The organism is Sorangium sp. So ce1036 (assembly GCF_051369805.1).
Lineage (GTDB): Bacteria > Myxococcota_A > Polyangia > Polyangiales > Polyangiaceae > Sorangium > Sorangium cellulosum_F.
Genome location: NZ_JBBMOX010000001.1, coordinates 6,933,408 through 6,956,385, shown reverse-complemented (window position 1 = coordinate 6,956,385; position 22,978 = coordinate 6,933,408). Strand labels below are relative to the sequence as shown.

Genomic DNA, 22,978 nt, shown 5'->3' with positions numbered 1-22,978 from the left:
CGGCGTCCAGAGGACCGCGGCGCGCCTTCCCGCGGCGGCTCTGCCTCGCTAGGTTGCACGGGTGCGCACGGCTCTCCAGGCCGCCCTCGGTCTCCTGCTCGCGCTGCTCGCCGGCCACGCGGGGGCGTCCCTCCTCGCGGCGGTCGAGCCCGGCGCGCCCGCCCCGCCGCCCCCCGCCGCCGCGGGCCCAAGCGAGGCGGCGCGCGCCGCGGCGGCGGTCGCGCCGCCTCAGGACGCCGAGCTCGCGGCGCACGCCGACCCGATCGCGAGCTACACGCTGCGGGTGCGCCTCGACCCGGCGCAGCACACGCTGCGCGGCGAGGGGACGCTGGTCTGGCGGAACGCGTCGCGCGCGCCGCAGCGCGAGCTCTTCGTCCACCTCTACCTGAACGGCTTCAAGAACGAGCGCACCGCCTTCCTCCGCGCGTCGATCGCGGGGTTTCGCGGCGGCGAGATCCTCTCCGATTTCGGGCACATCCAGGTGACGCGCTTCGCCGTGCGCGAGATGGGGGGCGAGGACGTGTGGCCCGGGGGGAGGCCGACGACGCCCGGCGATCCCGACGACGAGACCGACATCCGCGTGGAGCTGCCGCGGCCCGTCGCGCCCGGCGACGCGATCACCATCGACCTCGCGTGGGACGCCGACCTGCCGTCGCTCGCGCTCAGGACGGGCCACCACGGGAGCTTCCACATGGTGGGGCAGTGGTTCCCGAAGGTGGCTCGCCTCGAGCCCGACGGGACCTGGGCGCATTTCCCCTTCCATCGGCTCTCGGAGTTCTACGCCGACTTCGGGGCGTACGACGTGACCGTCGACGCCCCGGAGGGCTTCACGGTCGGGGCCACCGGCCGGCTCGTGGAGGAGGCGCGGCGGGGCGGGCGGGCGGTCCGCCGGTTCGTGCAGGAGGACGTGCACGACTTCGCGTTCGCCGCGTGGGACCGCTTCCGCGAGCTGCGCGCGACGACCGAGGACGGCGTCGCGATCCGGTGCCTGTTCCCCGAGGGGAGCGAGCGCGAGGCGGCGCTCGAGATCGACGTGGCCCGGCGCGGCCTCGCGCGCTTCGGCGCGGCGTTCGGCCGGTACCCCTACGGCACGCTGACGATCGTGCACCCGCCGGAGGGCGCCGAGGAGGCCGGCGGGATGGAGTACCCGACGCTCATCACGACCGGCGGCAGCTGGCTCTGGCCCGCGCTGGGCGTGCGCTTCGTCGAGGCGGTCACGATGCACGAGCTCGCGCACCAGTGGTTCTATGGCCTGGTCGCCACGAACGAGCACCGCCATCCGTTCCTCGACGAGGGCCTCACCACCTACGCCGAGATCGACGGGATGCGCGCGCTCTACGGCGACGGCTCGGCCGCGCGGCTGCTCGGCCTCGAGATCGATTCCGTCGCGCAGTACCGCCTCGGCGCGATCGCGTCGGGCCACGACGGCGCCGTCGCGCAGCCGGCGTCGGCGTTCGTCGACGGCCAGGACTACGCCGGGCTCGCGTACCTCCGGCCGGCGATGCTCCTCGAGACCCTCGCCGGCGTGTACGGCGAGGATCCCGTGCGCCGGGCCGTCGGCCGCTACGCGCGCGAGAACCGGTTCCGGCACCCCGGCCCCGAGGCGCTCATCGAGGCGGTGCGGCGCGAGGTCGGCGACGACGCGGCCGAGGCGCTCCGCCTCGGCCTCTTCGAGCGCGCGTGGGTCGACTACGCCGTCGCGAGCTTCCACGCGTGGCCCGCGGACGGCGAGGAGGCCGCGCGGGGCGCCGGCGGCGAGGAGGCCGCGGCCTACCGCGGTCAGGCCGTGGTGCGGCGCCGCGGCTCGCTCGCGCTCCCCGTCGACGTCGAGCTGCACAGCGAGGGCGGCGCCGTGCAGCGGGTGCGGTGGCCTGCGCGCGAGAGCGTCGCCAGGATCCCTTACGCCGGCGCGTCGCCGCTCGTCGCCGTGGTGATCGACCCCGAGCGCCGGGTGCCGCTCGACGAGGACCTCACGAACAACGCGCAGCGCAAGGACCGGGATCTGCTCGCGCCCCGCGTGCTCTCGCGGGCGAGCTTCGCCGCCGGGGTCGCGCTCACGCTCCTCGCCCCGTGAGGGAATCGATGGACGAGGGCGCGATCGAACCGAGATCGTCGACCGGCGCCGGGATCGATCCGGCGCGCGCGCGGCGCCCCGCCGTGCGGGAGCGGCTCGGCGCGGTCGCCCTCTACTTCGGCTACCGCGCCCTCGCCTCGCTCCTGCTCGCGGCCCCGCCGTCCGTCCTCGCGGCCCGGATCGTCGGCGAAGACCCGCGCGGCGACGCGCTCCTCTTCGAGCCTGGCGGGCTGATGCTCCTCGAGGCCGGGCGCGCCGCCGCGATCGCCGCCGCGCCCCTCGCGGCGCAGCTCGGCGTGGGCGCCCTGCTCGTCGCCGCGGTCGGGCTGATCCCGCTCGCGGCGCTCATCGACGCGCTGAGCCGCGCGGCGCCGGCGTCGGTACAGGCCACCTCCGGGCGCGTCGCTCGCGCCCTCGGGCCGCTCGCGCTGCTCTGGGGCGCCGCGCTCGCGGCGGAGGTCGCGGCCGCCGCGCTCGTCCTGCTCCCCGGGATGAAGCTCTGCGCGTCGCTCGCGCTCACGCCGCGCGGCCGCGACCTCGCGGCCCTCGGCGTCGCCGCGGCCGCGCTCGTGCCGGTCGCGGCCCTCGGCGTCCTCCACGATCTCGCGCGGGTTGCGGCCGTGGCCGAGCAGCGCGGCCTCCACGCCGCCGTGACGAGGGGGCTCGCCGCGCTGCTCGCGTCGCCGCTCGCGGCGGCCTGGGCGTACGCCTGGCGGGGCGCCCTCGTGGTCGTCGCGCTCGCCTGCGGGGCGTGGGGAATGCACGTCGCCGGCGTGAGCACGGGCCCGCGCGTCGCCGTCGCGTTCGGCGCAGGGCTCGCGGCGCTCGCCGTGGCGGCGCTCCTGCGCGCCTCATGGCTCGCGGCCGCCGTGCGGCTGCTCGATCGCGTCGCGCCCGCCGAGGACGCAGGCAACGACGGACGGCCCACGGCCGGGGAGGACGCCGCCCGATGACCGGCGGAGCCGCCGCGCGTTGCGACGCCCCCCCCGCACGGCGCGCGATCCCTCTGGACGCTCGAGATCCGGGGCGGACGAAAGAGGCCGCTACAGAATGGCTTGACATGGCTCAGGATCCGCGTAACGTAGCCCGCCCGTGACGAGCTCCGGCGCAGTCGCGGGGCCCGTAGCAAGCCCAGGTAGCTCAGTTGGTAGAGCAGAGGATTGAAAATCCTCGTGTGGGCGGTTCGATTCCGTCCCTGGGCACTATTCTTTCTTTTTTCCTGTCGGTGAGCAGGTGCTCGCGCTCCGTCCTCAGCGCCCCTGCGTGAACCGCTGCCTCTCGCACAACGCCGTTGTTGCCGGTGTTCCCGTGGTCCGGCGAATGCGGGGAAGCTCTGCGTCTTCCAGCAAGGCGGTCTCAACCGTTGTCGCAACGGGTCGAGCGGGCGCAACGGGTCGAGCGGGCGCAACGGGCGCAAGGACGCAGACACCGAGCGGTAGACCGTTCCGGACTGTGTTCGCGGGTTTGGCCACATGGGATGACAGTGGAACTTGGTTCCTGTGCGGTAGCGATCCTGATAAGGTGGCGGGGGGACCACTCGTTGCAACCTGAACACTCCGGAGGCGCCCCCAGGAAACGGCGCTTCCTCATGGAGGCTCCCTCATGACCGATCGTCGTGTCGACTCCTCGCGAAAGAGCTCTCCGGAAACGGCCTCCGCTTCCGACTCGGCGCCGCGGGGCCGGCCGACCGCGCAAGGTCATCAGGCGAGCACGGGGCCACGAAAAAAGAAGATCCTCGTCGTCGACGACTCGATGACTTCGCTGCTGTCGCAGCAGTTGACGCTCGGCGTCGACACCTACGACATCCTCATCGCGCGCAATGGCAAGGAGGCCATCGCGAAGGCGGTGGCGGAGCGCCCCGACCTCATCCTGATGGACGTCGTGATGCCCGCCATGGACGGCTTTCAGGCGTGCCGATGGCTACGCGCGTTCGACGCGACGAAGACCGTGCCGATCATCATGATGACCACGCGGAGCGATCAGACGAGCATCAAGGTCGGTTTTGCCAACGGGTGCACCGACTACCTCGTCAAGCCGTTCGACAGCGACACGCTGCTCAAGAAGGTCCGCACCCATCTCGGGGAATAGGCGCTCTCGACCGCATCGGCGCGCCTCGGGGCGCGCGACGGCGGCGCTCCCCCGCACACGAGGGGCCGTGTCACGCTGGCCGCGGGGGCGCCGCGCGTCATACCGGGCGGCGCGCGTGGCGCCCCGCGCGCCGGGCTGGGCTCAGGGAAAGAGGGCGGCCCAGAGGGTGATGCGGACGTCGAGGCCCGCGCAGCTGCCCAGGTTCTCCAGCGGTCGGCTGCATCCGTCGACGTCGATCGATCTACCGCGGCACTCGAACTCGTCGTCCATGCAGGCGATGGCCTCGTCGAACTGATCCTCGCAGCCCTCCTCGATTGCGGCCCTCTCGGCGTCCTCGAGGTTGTCGATGCAGTCGTCCTCGTCGTCCGGGCTGCAGGCTCCCGTGCAATCGCACTTGTCCTCGCACAACCCGGTGAGCGTGGACCCGCAGCCTGGAAGCATGGCGAGCGCGACGGCGAGCGTGAACGGGTAAGCGAGCTTCAAGGGTGTATCCTCCCAACCTTGTCGCGCAGCGCGCGAGCTACGATGTGTCGACCGTCGTAACGCGTCCGCGAAGGAGGTACAAGCCGCACGTGCGCCGCGCGCCGCGCGAGCCGTCGCCGGTCGAGCGCTGCGCGGCGCTCGCTCGCTCTCGCTCCGGTGCGCTCGGCCGCGCGCTGGCGCGTTCAATTCTGCTCAATTCCGCTCGGTGTCGGCGGCGCGCGCAGGCCAGAGTCGGCGGAAGCCGACGCCGAGGAGCGTTCCGTCGTCGCGCCGGACCAGGCCGCCGAAGCGGCACTTCTCGACCAGCGTGCCCTCCGAGAGATCGCCGCCGTCCTGGAACCGGATGCGCTGGCCCTCGAGGAGGGCGCCGAAGACGCACGCGTCGGTCGCGACCGCGCCGAGCGAGTCCGGCGCAGGGCCGTGCATCGGGGTGATGTCCGCCCGGTGCGCGCGGTGAACCAGGCCTCGACCAGCGCCATGGGAAACATCCGTGTCCTTGGAGGAAATGTGTGCCTCGGAGGTGTCAATCCACACGTCGACCACGTCGCCGCGTCGGAACAGAACCACGCCGGCCAGCGCCTTGCCCGCCGCGGTGGTGAGCGTGACGAACTCGCCGGCGCCCGGCTCGGTCGACGCGCGCCCGCCGAGGCGCTCCCGCACCGCGTCGATGGTGGGCTTCGTCACGGCGCGGGCCGAGGCGGGGGTTCCTTGATCCAGGTTGAGCAGGGGGAGCGAGAGCTTGCGCGCCATCGGACCCAGCCATTCTACGCGAACCGACGTTCGAACGCCTACTGTACCACGGTGAGCCGTTGCATGGGCTGTGCCGTCGCGAGGGGGCCTGTGCCGCAGCTCGCGCGGGCCCGCGCCTACGTCCCGGCGGGACGGCGGTCACGACCAACCGGCCGGCCCGCGCTTGCATCCCGCCGGGACGGCGTTCACGACCATCCCGGCGGGACGGCGGTCACGACAGCGACTGGATGAACCGGTGGACCTCTTCGTTGAACCGGTCCGGCTCTTCGAGGAAAGGGCAGTGGCCGCTCTCCTCGAAGACGAGGAGCCGCGCGTCGGGGAGGCGGCGAGCGAGGTACTCGCCGGCCGCGACCGGGACCAGCTTCTCGTCCCGGCCCACGACCACGAGCGACGGGACGGTGAGCCGGCCGAGGAGCGGGCGATAATCCTGCAGCGTCTGATTGAAGAGGATCGAGCCGGCGATCGACTCCTGCACGCGGGTGATCTCATCGAAGATCCACTGTCGCTCGGCGTCGCCCGGCGGACGCTTGAACATGAGAGAGATGAAGTCGCGCGCGAAGGCGTCGCGATCCGTCTGGAGCCGCGCCATCGCCTCCGCGAGCGCCGGGAGATCGAAGGCGCCGAGCGGCCAGTCAGGCCACCTGAAGTCGGAGGGCGACTGCTCGATGAGCACGGCCGCGGCCAGGCGCCCGTCCCCGAACTGCTTCACGTAATCCCAGATCACCATGCAGCCCATCGACCAGCCGACGAGCACCACCCCCTCGAGCTCGAGCCGCTCGAGGAACACGCGGAGATCGCGGGCATACGTGGCGATGGTGTGACCGGACGGCACCTCGGTCGAGCGGCCGTGCGCCCTCAGGTCGAGCGCGATCGCGCGGTACGAGGCGGAGAGATACGGAAGCTGGCGGCGGAAGAACCGCCCGCTCATCCAGACGCCGTGGAGAAACACGACCGGGCGACCCCGCCCGCGCTCCTCGAAGTAGAGCTCACAACCGCCGAGATCGAAGCGTGCCATCGAGCACCTCCCGGAGGGCCGGTTCCAGGCTTTCCGGGCGCGACGATCCCGGCGAGCGCCGGCGCCACGAGCGCAGCGCTCGCTGCGGCTAGAGGCCGATGGCGCCGCGGTACACCCATCCCGTCTTCCCCCGGAGCTCGATCTTGTACCAATCGTTCTGTCGGCCAACGAGCTTGACGCGGGTTCCACGTACGAGGCGCATCACCACCTTGCCCTCCTTGGGCTCGCCGCGGACGAGCGCGGTATCCCAGCTGACCGCGGCCAGGCCGCTCACCGCGGTCTCGCTCGTGGTGGTGCCGGCCGCCTGCTCCTGCTCGTCCTTGCCTTCCCCGGCCTTCGCGTCGGGCTCGATCTGCGCGCCCGGAGGGTAGAAGGTCGCGGTGTAAACGAGGGAATAACGGTGGTACTTGTGAGGGACGTCCTCGAGGGAGACGTTCGAGAACTCGCGCGCGGCGCACTGGAGAATGCCGCTCACCGCCGAGGCGGGCACGGTCGCCTTCCTTCCCTTGACGACCTGGACCTCTTTCTTCCCGAAGTTGAGCTCGAAGCCGATCGGGAGCTTGCCGTCGAGCCCGAGCGCCGCAGGGCACTTGGCGAGCTCCTTCAGCCGCGGCAGCGCGACCGGATCGAACTGGAGCTCTCCGCAGTCCTCGACCCGCTTGCCCTTCTTGTCCGAGCAGCGCGTGATCCGGCCAGGCCCGACCACGACCTGCTGCGCGTCCTTCGCGGCGGGCTCCGACGGCTTGGCCTCGGGCGCCGCGCTCGCGGGCGCCGCGCTCGCGGGCGGCGCCGCCGTGGCCACGGCGGTGGCCTTCTCCTTGTTATCCCCGGGGACGCTCGGGCCGATGCGCACGCCCGCGAGCCTGGGCCAGGCAATGCCGACGACGAACCCCACGAGCGCGATCACCCCGACCCGCGACCAGACCGGCTGCTCATCGCCGGGGCGGGGGATGTCGACCGTCAGCGGGCGCTGCTTCTTCGCCATGTCCGCCTTCGCCATGTCCACCACGTCGCCTAGCACAGGTGGTCCGTAAGAACGAAATAGTCCGTTCGAACCGGGCCGTTCAGCGGACTGCCCCTTCGCCCCCGAGGCCCGCAGCGTCGAGGAGCGGCCGCACCCGGGACCGGGCGATGGCGTAGATCGCGTCCACGCCGTCACGCCGGGCATAGACGACGTTCGTGCCGCGGAAGGAGTCCCCCGCGCCGATCGCGATCCGGACGGACCCGTTCGCGGGGCGCGGCGGGCTCCCACCCGCGCGCGCCGGCACCGCCCGCGGCCGGGTGAGCTCGACGACGATCTGGAGCCGCGGCGGGCTCAGGCCGTGGTGCCTCTCCGGTCTGCCCAGGGCGACGGCGCCCTCGGCGCGCAGATCGGCGAGGGCATCCCGGACGCTCGCGGCCGTGGCGATGGCGTCCGCCGGGTCGGATGCGCCCGCGACGGTGAAGCCGCGCGCCGAGCTCTCGATCACCACCGGCGCCCCGCGCCCGTCGCCGCGCGAGAGCGTCACCCGCGCGATCTCCTGGGGGGCGATCACGAAGACGTCGCGGCGGAGGAGCAGGCGCCCGGCCGCGGCCTCGAGCGCCGCCGGCGCGACGAACACCGCGGCGCTGTCGCCGGTGCGCGCGAACGAGCCCGCGCCCGCCTTCGCGCCGAGCTGGATCCGGACCGCGCGCGCGGGCGCCTGCTCCTCCGCCGCGCGGCCGGGCCCCGTCGCGGCGGCGAGCTCGGCGTCGATCGTGAGCCGAGGAGCGCCGAGCCCGTAGCTCTGGCCCGCGTCCGCGGCGACCCAGCGCTCGGCCTTGAGGTTGCCCAGCACGTCGGCGAGCTCCTCCGCGAGCCCATCGTCGACCTCGAGCCCCTCGCCGCTCGGCGCGACGAGCTGCCAGGCGCTGTCGCCCGTCCGGCGGAGCCGCTGGACCAGGCCGGCGCGCTCGATCCGCAGCGCGGTCACCCGATCGGGCTCGAAATCGAACACCTCCATCGAGCGCAGCGACACCTCGGACGGCAGGAGCGCCTCCGCGCTCGCGGCCGAGACCTCGGCGATCGCGCCGTCCTCGAGCCGGCGGACGCGCACGACGCCGCCCCGCTCGGCGCCGATCTCGAGCGTCTCGATCCGCTCCCGCGGCGCGCCGTCGCCGGGCCCCTCCGGCGGCGTCGAGAGGACACGGAGGGTGGCCCGGGGCGGGGCGAGGCCGAGCGCGACGAGGTCGCTCGCCGCGGGGAGGAGGCGCGTCGCGCGGACGTCGAGGATCGCCTGGACCAGGGCGCGGCCCGTCTCGGTCGGGACGGGGCGGTCCTCCGGCGCGCGCAGGTGCCACTCGGCGCCGGCGCGCGCGAGCTCGAGCGAGCGCTCGCCGGCCGCGAGCTTCACCTCCGCGACCTCGTCGAGCGGCGCGCCGACGAGGGCCAGGTCGATGAAGCGCGACGCCTCCACGGTGAGCGGCTCGAGCGCGCTCGCGGGCACGCAGGCGGCCGCGCGCGTGGGCTCGCGCCGCACCGCGACGACGTGGTCGGGCTTGCCCGGGCAGGGGCCGCCGAGGTCGATCACGCCGCGCTCCGCCGACGGCTCGCCCGGCAGGAGCGTCAGCGTGACCTGGGGGCCGCCGGCGGCCGCGGCCTGCTGCGCCTCCTCCTCGGTGAGGAACGCCTCGGCCTGCATCCGGCCGAGCGCCGAGAGCACGCGGTCGAGCTCCGGCGCGCTGACCCGGAGGCCGCTGCCCTCGGGCGAGCCGTCGGCGAAGCGGAAGCCGGCGCCGCGGCCGCCGCCCCAGGGGGCGCGCTCGAACCGCCGCGCGCCGCCCTCGCCGTCGAGCCAGAGCCCGGAGAGCTCGGCCGCGGGGTAGGGGACGAAGCTCCGGGAGCGGAAGCGATCGGGCGGCACGTCGAGGGCCGCGGCGAGCTGCTTCGTGACGACGAAGACGCCCCGGCCGGCGACCTCGGCGTAGACCGCGCCGGGCGGGGTCGGCGCGCTGCCGCCGAGCAGCAGCCGCTCGCGGCGCGGGCCCATCGCGAGCGCGATCGAGAGCCGGGGCGAGGCCAGGCCGAGGGCCGCCGGATCGCTCGCCTCCGCGGAGACGCGGCGCTCGGCCGTCGCGAACTCGAGCGTGCCGAGGAGCCGGTCGACCGTGGGCTCGTCGGCCGGGTGGCGCTCGCCGTCGATCTCGACGCTCCAGGGGCGCTGGCCCGCGTCGTCGACCTCGCCGCGGGTGATGCGCGCCGTCCGCCGCGCCCCGGGCGGGGCCCCCGGCTCGGCCATCGTCACGGTGATCTCGGTGATCTCGTCGGCCCGGAAGGCCTCGAGCAGGTGCTTCTTGCGGCGCTCCGCCTCGTCGGTGGACACCGCGCCGCGATCGAGCACGAAGAGCACGACGGCCGCCGCGGCGGCGAGCGCGACCAGGATCAGCGTGGTCGCGTGCCGGCGCACCGCCCTCATCGCGGCGCCTCCCCGCGCTCGGCCTCGCCCGGGCCCCGTCCGGCCGCCGCGCCGGGGCCGCCCTTCGCGGGGGGCCGGCGCTCCGTGCTGCGCCGCGAGAGGTGCACGGCCAGGCCGAGGAAGGCCGCGGCGAGCGGCATGTACACGACGACGTAGCGGAAGATCCCGGCGAGCGCGTCCTCGCTGAGGCGGAGGCCCGCGGTGAACGCGGGCTTGTCGGGGATGTCGAGCATGGGCGGGCTCGCGGCGAGCCAGGAGAGCGCGCTCTCGACGAACACGGCCGTCCCCCGGAGCTCGGGGCTCTGCCAGTTCGCGCCGTAGAGCGCGCTCGGAGAGCTGATCACCACCACGCGCGGCCCGTGCGCGGCGGTGGAGCCGCCGGGCTTCGGCAGCTCCGCGGCGTACGCGATCGTGAGCGGCCCCGGGTGGTCGCCCTCCCGCGGCCTGGGCTCGGACGGATCCCGGGCCCAGCCGAAGAAGTCGACCATGCCGAAGGCCTGGTCGCTCGTGACGAGGAGCGGCACCGGGGCCACCGGTCCGCGCCTCGTGGGCGCGAGCGAGCTCGCCACCGTGAGCACGGGGCCGAGCCCCTGGTCGGCGGCGCGGACGAGCCCCTCGGTGATCGGGTGCGGCCTCACGACGGGCGAGAAGGTCTCGCCGAAGCCCTGCGTCGAGCGGAGCCTCGGGTCGAGCTCGAACACGAAGTCCGACCGGACGTCGACCCCGGCCACGGCGAGCAGGCCGGAGAGCCCGAGGTCGACGTACCGCTGGTCGCTCTCGTCCGGCACCGGACCGAGCGCGATCAGCGCGCTGCCGCCCTCCTCGACGAACGCGCGGTAGCGGGCCACGTCGTCGGGGGGCACCGGCTGGCTCGGCTCGGCGAGGACGAGCACCCGGCAGCGGTCGAGATCGGCCTCCGGCGCGGCAGCCTGCGGCGCGGCGTCGCCCTCGCCGTGGTCGTGGTCGTGGCCGCCTCCGAGCTCCACGGCCTCGTAGTTGTTCTTGTGGAGCCGGTCCCTGAGCGCCGCGAGCCCGTCGGCGCCGCCGGCCTCGATCGATTTCTCGCCGTGGCCGCTCGCGAAGCAGACCCTGGGCCGCTCGCTGCGGAGGACGCTGCGGATGGCGCCCGTCAGGGCCTGCTCGAGCCGGGGGCGCGACCGCAGGTCGTCCTCGTCCTCGACCTCGACCAGGTCGCTCGCGGTCAGGAAATGGGGCCGGTCGCCGCGCGCGACGATGATCGCCGCGTCCGTGACGATCCGCCCGTCCTCCGTCTTGCCGGCCACGACGCCGTAGCGCTGCTGCACGGCGAGGAACTCCGCGGGGCGCCGGTCGGGGTCGGTCACCTCGACCTCGATCCGCGTCGTCTCGGCCCGGTACGCGTCGAGCAGGTGCCGCACCGAGAGCGTCAGGGGGTCGTCGGAAGAGAGCAGGACGTAGACGCGGATCGGCTCCTCGAGCGATCGCAGGGTCGACAGCGTCGCGTCGCTCAGCGTGTACAGGCCGCCCTGCGTCCAGTCCCAGCGCTTGTAGTGGCGGGCGACGAGCACGTTCACGAGCACCGCGAGCACCATCGCCGCGATGATCCCGACGCTGGCCGAGAGCTTGTCGCCGAGCGACGTGCCCGGAGGCGGCGTCCCGACCTGCGTCGACGGAGCGACCCGCGTCGACGGAGCGGCCCGCGGGGGATCGGCGTCGGCCATCAGCCCCACCTCCACGCGTCGACCGCGCGCACGGTCACGAACAGCGGCAGCGCGATCACCGTGCCGTCGAACACGAGCCGGCGTAAGTCAACGATCCCACGAGAGAAATCGTTCATCTGCGTCCACACCGAGACATGCGCGCAGAGGTCGCGCGCCGGGCCCTCCGGGAGGATGAACTCCCCGATGCCGAGCATGAACAGGCCGATCACCGCCATCGCGCTGAGGACCGCCGCCATGAGCTGGCTCTTCGTGAGCGCGCTCGTCATCGTGCCGATCGCGAGGTAGCCGGCGCCGATCGCGACGATGGCGAGGTAGCTCGACCCCACCACCCGCCAGTCGAGCTCGCCGGTCCTGCTGATCAGGACCACGTAGAGCAGCGTCGGCGCCCACATCGCCACATACGTCACGAGCGCCGCGGCGTACTTCGCCAGCACGACGCCGGCCGATCCGACGGGCGCCGTGAGGAGCGCCTCGATGGTGCCGCTCCTGCGCTCCTCCGCGAAGAGCCGCATCGTGAGCAGGGGGCACACGAAGAGCAGCGGCAGGTAGATCAGGATCGTCTGCCCGAAGAACACCTGCACCGGGCCCGCGTCGGCCGAGAGCTCCACCTCCCCGGCGAACTGGGTCGCGATCAGGAAGAAGTGCACGCCCTGCACGACGAGGAACGTGGTGATCAGCACCCACGCGAGCGGCGTCACGAACAGCGAGAACAGCTCGCGCTTGAAGATCGGCCAGAAGCCCCTCATCGCCGCTCCCTGGCCGCGCCGCGGCGCCCCGCGCTGCCCTGCTTCCGGGCCGCCCGCGCGGGCGGCTCGCCCTCCGGCGCGGGCGCGGCCGGCTCTCCTCCGCCGGCGCCCTGCTCCACGTCGTCGCCGCCCGTGCCCGTCAGCTCGGAGAAGACCTGCTCGAGCGACGGCGTGTGGGGGACGATCTCGCGCACCCCGAGGCCTCCGCCGACCAGGGCGCGCACGAGGCGCTCGGTGGCCTCGCCGACGTCGGCGCCGGCGTCGAACTCGACCGTGAGCCGCGTCATGTCGCCGGCCGCCTCCGCCCCGGCCGCGCGGACCTGCGCCGCGCCGCGCGCCAGGGCGAGCGCCGCGTCCGCCGCGCCGCGCACCGCGACGCGCACGCCCGACGAGCGGCGCATCGCGCGGATCTCGTCGATCGAGCCCTCCGCCACGAGCCGCCCGCGGGCGATGACGAGCGCCCGCGTGCAGGTCGCCTCGACCTCGGAGAGGATGTGCGTCGAGAGGAGCACGGTGCGGTCGCGCCCGAGCCGGCGCACGAGCGCGCGCACCTCGCGGATCTGGTTCGGGTCGAGGCCCGCCGTCGGCTCGTCGAGGATGAGCAGCGGCGGATCGCTCACGAGCGCGTCCGCGAGGCCGACCCGTTGCCGGTAGCCCTTGGAGAGGTGGCCGATCATGACGCTCGCCACGTCCTCGATGCGCGCGTCGCTGAGCGCGCGCGCGACCGCCTCGCGGCGCGCGCGCCGCGGCACGAGCTTCAGCTCGGCGCGGAAGGCGAGGTACTCCGAGACGCGCATCTCCGGGTAGAGCGGCGAGGTCTCGGGCATGTACCCGAGCGAGGCGCGCGCGCGCATCGGCTCCTCGGCGAGGTCGTACCCGGCGACCCGCACGCGGCCGGAGGTCGCGCCGAGGAACCCCGCGAGGACGCGGAGCGTGGTGCTCTTGCCCGCCCCGTTCGGCCCGAGGAAGCCGACGATCTCGCCCTGGCTCACCCGGAAGGAGAGGTCGCTCACCGCGAGGTGCGGGCCGTAGGACTTGGACAGGTGCTCGACCTCGATCATCGTGGCATCGGGGACGCGGGGGGCTCGGGGCCGTCGGTGCGGCGCGGGATGCGCTCGTCGACGGCGCGAACGCTTAGCGCACGGGAGGGGGCAGGGAAAGCGAGCGCCGCCCGGGTCCCGGGCCGCCCGCCGCGGCGGGCCCCCGGGCCGCCCCGCCGCGCGCCAGCGGGCGCCGCCGCGATGTCGTCGAGTAGCCAGGACCGCGCGTCTCTGGTAACCCTCCGCCGTCGCGCCCGGCGGCCGGGCGCGCAGGCCACGGGCCCATTCCGCAAAGAGCGACGCGCCCGGGGCACCGAGCGCCGCCGCCTCCACACCACCGCTTCACGATGGACCAGACGCTTCTCCGGTCGTATTTCTCGACCATCTACGAGTTTCCCACGGCGGCTGGGACGCTCCGCGCCTCGCTGGATGGTGAGATCGTCCAGGATCAGGCCGGGCTCCCCGACCTCCTGACCCGCAAGTTCGCCGTGCTCACCGCCTACAACCCGCGCTCGATGCTCATTCCCCGCCGGGTGAACGAGCAGCGCCACCACGTCCTCCGCGATCTCTTGATCCTCGGCTGTTACCGGGTGGAGCCGTGCGTCGGATCCGAGGCGGAGCCGGAGGGCATCTGGCGCGAGCCGGCGTGGCTCGTCCACGGGATGGACCGCGATGAGGCGATCGCGTTCGGCCGCGTCTTCCGCCAGAACACGATCGTCTTCGCGCAGGGCGGCCGGCCGGAGCTCATCATCACGGACCCGACAGCCGACGACATTGGCCGAACTTTCCAGGGCAACTGGCGGGTTCGCGCCTGACCCCTGCCGCGCCCGCGGGCGCGGGCGGCCGATTCCATGTTGAAACATACCCGCAAAATGTGGGTTCATGCCTCGGCGTTCCGGATGGGCGAACCGGCCTCGCCCACCACACCAGGAGACACAGCAGAATGCGCACTCAGGTCACCCTCGCAGCGTTCGTCGCCGCTCTCGGGCTCGTCGTCGGCGCTGGCGGCTGCGGCCAGAACAAGGTCTCGGAGTGCAACGCGCTCATCGAGGTCATCAACAAGGGCGTGCAGAGCATCGAGAAGGGTACGAAGGCTGGCACCGAGCAGGGCGGGTCGGGCGAGCTGAAGGCGATGGCCGATGCGATGGACAAGGTGGCGGCCGACGCGGCGCAGGTGAAGCTGACCACCCCGGAGCTGCAGAAGTACTCGGGCGAGTACCAGGCGATGGCGAAGGACGTCGCCAAGGCGGCGCGCGATCTCGCCGCGGCCGCGGACGCGAACGACCCGGAGAAGAGCAACTCCGCCCAGGCCGCGATCGAGAAGGCGATCAAGCAGGAAGACCCCCTGGTCGACAACATCAACAAGTTCTGTCAGGCGCCCTGAAGGGCGACCCCGGCCGGGGGGCGCCGGGCGGGCTGGCCGCCCGCGCCGCCGGATCGAGCGGGCCGCGTGGCCTGCGATCAGGGGACGAAGCGATAGCCGACGCCGCGCACGGTCAGGAGGTGGCGGGGGGCGGTCGCGTCGTGCTCCAGCTTGTTGCGGAGCTGGAGGATGAAGTTGTCGATGGTGCGCGGGGTGCCGTGGTGCGCCGGGCCCCACACCTTGGCCTGGATCTGCTCCCTGGACAGGACCCGGCCGCCCGCCTCGGCGAGGCAGAGCAGCACGTCGAACTCGGTCGCCGTGAGCTCGATCAGGGCGTCGCCCCGGCGCACCTCGCGCGTCGCCGGGTTGATCACGATGTCGCCCGCGCGCAGCTGGGAGCCGTCCGCGCGCGCGATCGCGTCGCGGCGGAGGACCGCCTTCACCCGGGCGAGCAGCTCGGCGAGGCTGAACGGCTTCGTGATGTAGTCCTCGGCGCCGAGCTCGAGCCCCATCACCTTGTCCATCTCGGCGCCGCGCGCCGACAGCATGATCACCGGCAAGGTGTGGCGCTCGCTCCGGAGGATGCGCAGGAGCTCGAAGCCGTTCAGGCGGGGGAGCATCACGTCGATGATGATGAGGTCGATCCCGCCGGCGCGGGCGAGCGCGAGGCCGCGCTCGCCGTCCTCGGCCACCTCGACGCGGTAGCCCTCGGCGGTCAGGTTCATCTCGAGACCCATCGCGATGCTGGGATCGTCCTCGACGAGCAGGACGGTTCGCGCTGGTGCTTGAGGGTTCCGGGTCATGCTGGGGACGTCCTCTACCATGTTCATGTCCCGACGGAGGGCGCCGCGTCCAGGCGCGGCCCACACCCGCGCGAGTACTGCGTCGCCGAAGGTCGTCCCGGGGTCGTCGCGGAGGGGCCGGAGCGCAGGCCCCGTGAGCGACGACCCCGGGACGAACCTCGGTGACAACGTTCTAGGGCCTCGCGCTCGCCTCGACGTCGCGCTCCGCGGCCCGAGGCTCCGCCGCGGGGACGGAGGGCGGGGCGTCCGGCGGCGGCTCGGCGGCGAGGTGCGCCCTGGGCGCGCCCCGGAGCGGGAGGACGAGCGTGAACGTGCTGCCCTTCCCGGGCTCGCTGTCCACGAGGATCTTGCCCCGGTGCGCCCGGATGACGTGCTTGACGATCGACAGCCCGAGCCCGGAGCCCTCCTGCTGCCGCGCCAGGAGGTCGTCCACCCGGTAGAACTTCTCGAAGATCCGCTTGTGCTCCTTGCGGGCGATGCCCTTGCCGTTGTCGCGGACCGTGATCTGCGCCGAGCGGTTGGCGACGCTGGCGCGGACGGTGATCTTCCGGCGCTGGCCGCCGTACTTGTAGGCGTTCGAGAGGAGGTTCACGATGGCGTCGACGAGCGCGCTGCGATCGCAGAGCACGGGCGGGAGGTCCTCGGCCACCGCGACGTCGAGCTCGACGTTGCGCTTGGCGCGGGTCGGCTCGAAGGCGTGGATCGCCTCCTCGATGACGTCGCCGAGGTGGTGCTCCGAGAGCGCGTAGACGCGCCGGCCGCTCTCCATCCGCCCCCAGTCGAGGAGCCGATCGATGAGGTGCTGGAGGCGGGCGCTCTCCTTGGCGAGCGCCTCGATGCAGCGATCCTCGCTCACGGCGTCGCCGCGCCGGAGCTTGAGGGTCTCGGTGAACATCCGGATCGACGTGAGCGGGGTGCGCAGCTCGTGCGAGACCTTGGACACGAAATCGGCCTGCAGCTCGGAGAGGTTGCGCTCGCGCCGGAGGAAGACCCACACGAGGATGACCCCGGTCGCGAGCGTCCCGCAGAACGTGAGCACCAGGATCCCCATGATGAGGTTGTACTGGGCCTCGCCGAGGACGAGCAGCAGGAAGCCGACGCCCGACAGGAGCACGCCGGGCACGATGACCAGGTAGACGAGGAGCTGGATGATGCGCCGGTAACCCAGCGTGGTGAGATCGCGCGTCGGGGGCCGCATGGTCGAGAGCTTAAGGTGCCGGCGCGCCGCCCGCGAGCGGCCTCGGCGCGGGCGGAGGGGCACCCGCTGGGGCACCTGGGGGCTCACCTCCGGGGCTTGCGTTTCGGCGAGCCCCTTTCGTGGCTCGCCGTAACGAAGGCCCCTCCGGTGAGCCCCCAGGTGCCCCAGCGGGTGCCCCTCCGTCCGGGTACGGTTACGGGGCGCTATGGGGCGATCCGCTCCAGCACGAGCGCGGGGGGCTCGGACGGCGCCGGGCCGAGCTGGAAGGCGGCGCGCACGCGAGCGGCCACGGCGCCCGCGTCGTCCGCCCGGCGGGCGTGGATGCGGGCGAGGGGCGCCCCGCGGCCCACGCGGTCGCCGCGCACGGCGGCGAGCTCGATCCCCACCGCTGGGTCCACGCGCTGGTCGGCGCGCGTCCGGCCGGCGCCGAGCGCCACGGCCGAGAGCCCGATCTCCAGCGGGTCCACGGCGGTGACGTACCCCTCGTCCTCGGCCGCGACCTCGACCACGACGGGGGCGCTGGGCAGCCGGCCTGGGTCGTGCACCACGGCCGGATCGCCCTTCTGCGCGGCGATCATCCGCGCGAGGACCTCGGCCGCCGCGCCGCCCGCGATGGCGGCCTCGAGCTTCGCCCGCGCCTCGGCGGCGCTCGCCGCGGCGCCGCCGGCGAGCAGCATCTCCTCCCCGAGGGCGAGCGTGCACGCGACGAGGTCGGCGGGGCCGCCGCCGCGCAGCACCTCGATCGCCTCGCGGGTCTCGATGGCGTTGCCCACGGCGCGCCCGAGCGGGGCGCTCATGTCGGTGAGCAGCGCGGAGACGCGCTTCCCGGCCGCGGTCCCGACGCGCACGAGCGCGCCGGCGAGCGCGCGGGCGTCGTCCGGGGTCTTCATGAACGCGCCCCGCCCGACCTTGACGTCGAGCACGAGCGCGTCGATGCCCTCGGCGAGCTTCTTCGACAGGATGCTGGCGACGATGAGCGGGATCGACTCGACCGTGGCGGTCACGTCGCGCAGCGCGTAGATGCGCTTGTCGGCGGGCGCGATCCGCGCGGTCTGCCCGATCATGCACGTCCCCACGTCGCGCACGATGCGCGCGAACGTCCCGACGTCGAGCGCGACGTCGAACCCCGGGATGGCCTCGAGCTTGTCGAGGGTGCCGCCCGTGTGGCCGAGGCCGCGGCCGGACACCATCGGCACGGGGACGCCGCAGGCGGCGACGAGCGGGGCGAGGCAGATCGAGACCTTGTCGCCGACGCCGCCGGTCGAGTGCTTGTCGACCTTGATCCCGGGCACGTCGGACAGGTCGAGGACGTCCCCCGAGTGGAGCATCGCCCGCGTGAGCGCCACGGTCTCGGCGTCGTCCATGCCGCGGAAGAAGATCGCCATGAGCAGCGCGCTCATCTGGTAATCCGCGAGCTCGCCGTCGCCGAGGGCGCGGATGAGCCGCGCGATCTCGTCGTCGGACAGCCGCCCGCCGTCGCGCTTCTTCGCGACGAGCTCGACAAGGGTCTGCATCGGCGCCGAGCTTAGCCGGTCTCGACCCCATTTGTCCTTCGCGAGAGAGTCCCTATGGTCGGCTGAGAGCGCGCGCGCCGGCCCGCGAGGGGGCGGGCGAGGCCGGCCGCGGGCGCTCTGCGGGAAGGGAGCCGAATGGACAGCCTCCTCTATGCCAGGGCCCAGATGGGCATGTCGCTGGCCTTTCACATGATCTTCGCCGCGGCCGGGGTGGCGCTGCCGCTCATCATGGTCGTCGCGGACGCGCTCTGGCAGCGCACGGGCGATCGCGACTACCTCGAGTTCTCGAAGCGGATGGCGAAGGGGACGGCGATCCTGTTCGCCGTGGGCGCGGTCTCGGGGACGGTGCTCTCGTTCGAGCTCGGCCTGCTCTGGCCGAGCTTCATGGGGACGTTCGGCGAGGTGATCGGGCTCCCGTTCTCGCTCGAGGGGTTCGCGTTCTTCACGGAGGCGATCTTCCTCGGCATCTATCTCTACGGGCGCGACAAGCTCCCGCCCAGGCTGCACCTGCTCTCGGGCGCGCTGGTGGCGCTGAGCGGCGCGATGTCGGCGTTCTTCGTGATCCTGGTGAACGCCTGCATGAACGATCCGGTCGGGTTCACCATGGTCGACGGCCGCCCGGCGGACATCGATCCGATCGCGGCGATGTTCAGCCCGCCCTGGAAGCACCAGACGCTGCACGGCATCCTCTCGTGCTACCAGGCGACCGCGTTCGTGATGACGGGGATCCACGCGCTGGTGCTGCTGCGGCACCCGGGGAGCACGCTGTTCCGGAAGGCGTTCGCGGTGACGCTCGTCCTCGCCGGGGTGACGGCGCTGGCGCAGCCGTTCGTCGGCCACTACGCGGCGCAGGAGGTCGGGGCGAGGCAGCCCGCGAAGCTCGCGGCGATGGAGGCGCACTTCGAGACGTCGGCGCGCGCGCCGCTGCTCATCGGCGGGCTGCCCGACGTGGAGCGGGGCGAGATCGACCATGCGATCGAGATCCCGGCGGGCCTGTCGGTGCTGCTGCACGGCGACCCGGACGCGGTGGTGCCGGGCCTCGACAGCGTCCCGCGCGACGCGTGGCCGCCGGTGACGGCGACGCACCTCGCGTTCCAGGTGATGGTGGCGGCGGGCTCGGCGATGGCGCTGCTCGCGGTGGTGGGGGCGGTGCTCGCGTGGCGGCGCCGGGGGATCCCGGACCAGCGGGCGTTCCTGTGGGCGGCGGTGCTGGCGAGCCCGCTCGGGATCGTGGCGATGGAGGCGGGCTGGTTCGTGACGGAGCTCGGGCGCCAGCCGTGGATCGTGCGGGGCGCGATGCGCACGCGGGACGCGGTGACCCCGTTCCCGCACCTCGCGGCGCCCTTCTGGATGTTCACGGCGCTGTATATCTTCCTCGGGGTGGTGGTGGTTTACCTGCTCGTCCGGCAGCTCCGCGCGGCGCCGCTCGGGGTGACGGGGGCGCCCGGCGGGGCGCGCGCGGTCGGGGGAGGGGCGGCCGATGCACCCTGAGTGGCTCGTCGGCGGGGTGATGGTGGCGGCGCTCGTCCTGTACGCGCTGCTCGGCGGGGCCGATTTCGGCGGCGGCGTCTGGGATCTCCTGGCGTCCGGCCCGCGGAAGCGGGAGCAGCGGGCGCTCATCGAGCGGGTGATGGGCCCGATCTGGGAGGCCAACCACGTGTGGCTGATCCTGGCCGTGGTGCTGCTGTTCACCGCGTTTCCGCCGGCGTTCGCGGCGATCTCGGTCGCGCTGCACGTCCCCCTCACGCTGTTCCTGCTGGGCGTCGTCTTCCGCGGCTCGGCGTTCAGCTTCCGCAGCTACGACGCGCGGGGGGATCGGCAGCAGAAGCGCTGGGGGTTCGTCTTCTCGCTCGCGAGCGTGATCGCGCCGTTGCTGCTCGGCATGATCGTGGGAGCGGTGGCGTCGGGTCGGATCCGGGTGGCCTCGGGGGTCGTGACGAGCGGCTTCTTCGCGCCGTGGCTGTCGCCGTTTCCGGTCGTGGTCGGGCTGTTCGCGCTCTCGCTGTTCGCGTATCTGGCGGCGGTGTATCTGACGAACGAGGCGACGGACCCTGCGCTCGTCGACGATTTCCGGCGGCGCGCGCTGGTCTCGGGCTGCGTGGTGGCGGGGCTCGCGCTGGCGTCGTTCGCGGCGTCGTTCGAGGGCGCGCCGCTCATCCGCGAGGGCCTGACGGATCACCCGATCACGTGGCCGCTGCACGTCACGACGGGCCTCGCGGCGACGGCGGCGTTCGTCGGGCTGTGGACCCGCCGCTATGGCCTCGCGCGCGTCGCGGCGGCCGCGCAGGTCGCGTTGATCATTCTCGGCTGGGCGGCCTCGCAGTATCCTTACCTGGTGGTTCCTGACGTGACGGTCGAGGGGGCGGCGGCGAACCCGGTGACGCTGCGACTGGTGCTCTGGGCGCTCGGCGCCGGATCTTTGCTGCTGTTCCCATCGCTCTACGTGCTCTTCCGCGTCTTCGGGAGCGGCCGGGCGGGGGCTGCCTCGGCGGGCGCCGGCGATCATGAGCGAGAGTAGGGACGGCGCGCGTACCACGTGCGAGGTATGTGGACCTCGCAATGCGCGATGGATGCACCACCTCGTCCCACCCGCTGGCGGTACGAGGGTAGGGCGATGGCGGTGCGCTGACAGGGCGTGAGTCCGTCCGGGCGCCAGACGGCCGATAGCGTGGGGGGCGAGGCGCCGGGGCATTGCATTCCTGAAAGCCGCAAGGCTCTCTCGGGCGCCCGTCGAAAAAACGCGAGCGCTTTCGCGGGCCTCCCCAGGGCGAGGGAACCGTGTTAGGCTCGCTGTCTCGGAGTTTCAGGATGCTTGTGGGGGAAGGAGTCCTGTAGAGATGGCGAACATGGCTAGATACCGCCGACACACGATACTGGGTCTCATAGCAGCGACAGCGGGTGTGATGGGCTCGCTCGCCGCGTGCGCGGACTCGTACCGCAGCGAGGCCACTGGCAGCGGCACGGGACCTGGCGGCGCGAGCGGCAGCGGCACCGGCGGCGTCGGCGGCGGCACCGGCGGCTCGGGCGGCGACGATCTGAGCACGGGGAGCTTCGGTGAGGGGGGGACCTGCGAATACACGTGCTCCAACGATCTGAAGAAGGTCATCAGCTGCAACGGCGTGCCGATCCAGACGTGCGGCCCGGACGAGGGCTGCGTGAACGCCGAGTGCGTGCCGGGGCCGTGCGAGGCGGCGAAGCGGTCGAAGAGCTCGTACGGGTGCGATTACTGGGCGTTGAAGCCTGCTCTCCTCACCGAGTCAAGCGGAGCGTGCTTCGCCGCCTTTATCGCCAATACCTGGGAAAAGCCGGTTCATATCAAGGTGGAGCGAGATGGTGTTGAGCTCCCGATCGCCAGCTTCGCAGGCATCCCGTCCGGGCAGGGGCAGGTGGAATTCGAGCCATATGACGAGGTGAATGGGCTTGGCGTGGGTCAGATAGCCATGCTGTTCCTGTCCCGGCGTAACATCGCAGGAGCAGGCCTGCCCGCCTGTCCGTTGCCGCCCGCTTTCTCCGGTGCCACCGGGGAGACAGGGGTTGCTGGCACGGGAATCGGCTCCGCGTTCCACATCACGACAGACTATCCGGTGGTCGCCTACCAGATCGTTCCTTACGGTGGGTCAGAGTCCGCTGTTACGTCGGCGTCTCTCCTCCTGCCGACGAGCGCATGGGACACGAACTACATCGCGGTGAACGCATACAAGACATCAGAGCCGCTGGTCCCGGGAGGAAATCCATCGCTCAACATTCTTGCGAATCAAGATGGAACCGAAGTGACAATCCTGCCGAAGGTGGATATAATCGGAAGTGCTGATGTCGCCGCCGCTCCCAAGGATACTCCGGTTACTTATACCCTGGATGCCGGCCAATTCCTTCAGATCGTGCAGCCCGAAGAGCTGACGGGGAGCCCGATTCTATCCAACAAGCCCATTGGCGTGTTCGGTGGTTCGCCGTGTATGATGGTGCCCAGCGATGAGCTGGATTGCGACTCGGCACACCAGCAGCTTGCGCCTGTCAAGGCTCTGGGGAGCGAATATGCTGCGGTGCGGCACCGCAATAGGGGGAACGAAGAGGAATCTCCTCCCTGGCGTCTCGTGGGCGCTGTGGACGGCACAAAGCTTGAGTGGACGCCTGAGAAGCCTGCCGGTGCCCCGGACGAGCTCAATCTCGGTGAGGTGATTGAATTTAATAGCCCGGGCCCATTCGTTGTTCGTAGCCAGGGCGCCAATCATCCGTTCTATTTGGGCTCGTACATGACTGGTGGCTTCTCCTACGATAGGATCGGAGATCCTGATTGGGTCAATGTGATTCCTCCGTCGCAGTTCTTGGACTACTATGTCCTCTTTGCCGATCCTACTTACCCTGAGACAAGTTTGGTTGTCATTCGCACCAAGTCCCAGGTCGATCAGAAGTTTGCCGATGTGATGCTCGATTGCCTTGGCGACTCTCCGGAGGGTGGCCCGATCACCGGCTGGGAGGCCTTCGGCGATTACGAGTACGCTCGCGTCGATCTTGTGAAGGGAAATTTCGAGAATCAGGGGAGGTGTGCCAATGGCCGGCATGTCATGTCCAGCAAGCTGCCATTCGGGGTTACAGTCTGGGGCTGGGGAGCGCATGACCCTCACTTGCAGGTTTCCTATGCGTATCCTGCTGGCGCCGGCTTCCAGCCGATCAACGAGGTAGTCGTGCCACCGACGCCTCGCTAGCCCCGATCTTCGCGGCACAAGGCTCCATGTCTCCCGAGCGGGCAGTCTTTCCCCGGCTCTCGCGGCG

At 72.4% G+C, this 22,978-nt stretch carries 19 protein-coding genes and 1 tRNA gene; 9 read left to right on the top strand and 11 right to left on the bottom strand.

All coding sequences use genetic code 11. The annotated features are described in order from the left end of the window. The first annotated feature begins 61 nt into the window (after window positions 1-61). The 4 genes from WMF31_RS26095 to WMF31_RS26080 all read left to right on the top strand — a co-directional run bounded on the left by WMF31_RS26095 (window position 62) and on the right by WMF31_RS26080 (window position 4,162). A complete protein-coding gene (locus WMF31_RS26095; RefSeq protein WP_436604538.1) occupies window positions 62-2,074 on the top strand; it encodes a M1 family metallopeptidase in 2,013 nt (670 codons plus the stop codon). Then, window positions 2,071-3,027, top strand: a complete 957-nt coding sequence (locus tag WMF31_RS26090) for a hypothetical protein (protein ID WP_436604537.1) — start codon at window positions 2,071-2,073, stop codon at window positions 3,025-3,027. Before WMF31_RS26095 ends, WMF31_RS26090 begins: the two co-directional genes overlap by 4 nt. 176 nt (window positions 3,028-3,203) lie before the next feature. Next, a tRNA-Phe gene (locus WMF31_RS26085) sits at window positions 3,204-3,276 on the top strand. 400 nt (window positions 3,277-3,676) lie between these two features. Beyond that, the gene (locus WMF31_RS26080) at window positions 3,677-4,162 is read left to right on the top strand and encodes a response regulator (RefSeq protein WP_436604536.1); all 486 of its coding nucleotides are present in this window, start codon (window positions 3,677-3,679) and stop codon (window positions 4,160-4,162) included. A 141-nt stretch (window positions 4,163-4,303) separates the two neighbouring features. Here WMF31_RS26080 and WMF31_RS26075 read toward each other — a convergent pair whose 3' ends face one another. The 8 genes from WMF31_RS26075 to WMF31_RS26040 all read right to left on the bottom strand — a co-directional run bounded on the left by WMF31_RS26075 (window position 4,304) and on the right by WMF31_RS26040 (window position 13,351). Continuing rightward, on the bottom strand, window positions 4,304-4,645 hold the full coding sequence (locus WMF31_RS26075) for a hypothetical protein (RefSeq protein WP_436604535.1): 342 nt from the start codon (window positions 4,643-4,645) through the stop codon (window positions 4,304-4,306). A gap of 192 nt (window positions 4,646-4,837) precedes the next feature. Continuing rightward, window positions 4,838-5,395, bottom strand: coding sequence for a hypothetical protein (locus WMF31_RS26070; RefSeq protein ID WP_436604534.1), 558 nt, complete (start codon window positions 5,393-5,395; stop codon window positions 4,838-4,840). A gap of 211 nt (window positions 5,396-5,606) precedes the next feature. After that, the gene (locus WMF31_RS26065) at window positions 5,607-6,410 is read right to left on the bottom strand and encodes an alpha/beta fold hydrolase (protein WP_436604533.1); all 804 of its coding nucleotides are present in this window, start codon (window positions 6,408-6,410) and stop codon (window positions 5,607-5,609) included. Window positions 6,411-6,498: 88 nt separating this feature from the next. Continuing rightward, window positions 6,499-7,410, bottom strand: a complete 912-nt coding sequence (locus WMF31_RS26060) for an SH3 domain-containing protein (RefSeq protein ID WP_436604532.1) — start codon at window positions 7,408-7,410, stop codon at window positions 6,499-6,501. A 64-nt stretch (window positions 7,411-7,474) separates the two neighbouring features. Beyond that, window positions 7,475-9,844 carry a DUF4340 domain-containing protein gene (locus WMF31_RS26055; protein ID WP_436604531.1) on the bottom strand — a complete coding sequence of 790 codons (2,370 nt, stop codon included), beginning with the start codon at window positions 9,842-9,844 and terminating at the stop codon, window positions 7,475-7,477. Further along, window positions 9,841-11,544, bottom strand: coding sequence for a GldG family protein (locus WMF31_RS26050; protein ID WP_436604530.1), 1,704 nt, complete (start codon window positions 11,542-11,544; stop codon window positions 9,841-9,843). The genes WMF31_RS26055 and WMF31_RS26050 overlap by 4 nt, the downstream gene beginning before the upstream one ends. Further along, complete coding sequence (locus WMF31_RS26045) at window positions 11,544-12,290, bottom strand: ABC transporter permease (protein WP_436604529.1); 747 nt, start codon at window positions 12,288-12,290, stop codon at window positions 11,544-11,546. Before WMF31_RS26045 ends, WMF31_RS26050 begins: the two co-directional genes overlap by 1 nt. Next, on the bottom strand, window positions 12,287-13,351 hold the full coding sequence (locus WMF31_RS26040; protein WP_436604528.1) for an ABC transporter ATP-binding protein: 1,065 nt from the start codon (window positions 13,349-13,351) through the stop codon (window positions 12,287-12,289). The genes WMF31_RS26045 and WMF31_RS26040 overlap by 4 nt, the downstream gene beginning before the upstream one ends. 326 nt (window positions 13,352-13,677) lie before the next feature. Here WMF31_RS26040 and WMF31_RS26035 point away from each other — a divergent pair, with 326 nt between their 5' ends. Both WMF31_RS26035 and WMF31_RS26030 read left to right on the top strand, forming a co-directional pair. Next, entirely contained in the window at window positions 13,678-14,145 is a 468-nt protein-coding gene (locus WMF31_RS26035) for a DUF3293 domain-containing protein (protein WP_129346958.1), read from the top strand. Between the two features lie 128 nt (window positions 14,146-14,273). Then, the gene (locus WMF31_RS26030) at window positions 14,274-14,714 is read left to right on the top strand and encodes a hypothetical protein (RefSeq protein ID WP_129346959.1); all 441 of its coding nucleotides are present in this window, start codon (window positions 14,274-14,276) and stop codon (window positions 14,712-14,714) included. Window positions 14,715-14,791: 77 nt separating this feature from the next. Here WMF31_RS26030 and WMF31_RS26025 read toward each other — a convergent pair whose 3' ends face one another. The 3 genes from WMF31_RS26025 to WMF31_RS26015 all read right to left on the bottom strand — a co-directional run bounded on the left by WMF31_RS26025 (window position 14,792) and on the right by WMF31_RS26015 (window position 18,208). Beyond that, window positions 14,792-15,496, bottom strand: a complete 705-nt coding sequence (locus WMF31_RS26025) for a response regulator transcription factor (protein ID WP_436604527.1) — start codon at window positions 15,494-15,496, stop codon at window positions 14,792-14,794. Window positions 15,497-15,668: 172 nt separating this feature from the next. Beyond that, window positions 15,669-16,694, bottom strand: coding sequence for a sensor histidine kinase (locus tag WMF31_RS26020; RefSeq protein ID WP_436604526.1), 1,026 nt, complete (start codon window positions 16,692-16,694; stop codon window positions 15,669-15,671). Between the two features lie 203 nt (window positions 16,695-16,897). Continuing rightward, entirely contained in the window at window positions 16,898-18,208 is a 1,311-nt protein-coding gene (locus WMF31_RS26015; protein ID WP_436604525.1) for a thymidine phosphorylase, read from the bottom strand. Window positions 18,209-18,343: 135 nt separating this feature from the next. On the opposite strand from WMF31_RS26015, the gene WMF31_RS26010 reads away from it, so the two are divergent. The 3 genes from WMF31_RS26010 to WMF31_RS26000 all read left to right on the top strand — a co-directional run bounded on the left by WMF31_RS26010 (window position 18,344) and on the right by WMF31_RS26000 (window position 22,911). After that, entirely contained in the window at window positions 18,344-19,699 is a 1,356-nt protein-coding gene (locus WMF31_RS26010) for a cytochrome ubiquinol oxidase subunit I (RefSeq protein ID WP_436604524.1), read from the top strand. Further along, entirely contained in the window at window positions 19,689-20,726 is a 1,038-nt protein-coding gene (locus tag WMF31_RS26005) for a cytochrome d ubiquinol oxidase subunit II (protein ID WP_436604523.1), read from the top strand. Before WMF31_RS26010 ends, WMF31_RS26005 begins: the two co-directional genes overlap by 11 nt. A 385-nt stretch (window positions 20,727-21,111) precedes the next feature. Next, window positions 21,112-22,911 (top strand): IgGFc-binding protein, encoded by a 1,800-nt coding sequence (locus WMF31_RS26000; RefSeq protein ID WP_436606601.1) that lies wholly within the window; start codon window positions 21,112-21,114, stop codon window positions 22,909-22,911. The last annotated feature ends 67 nt before the right edge of the window (window positions 22,912-22,978 follow it).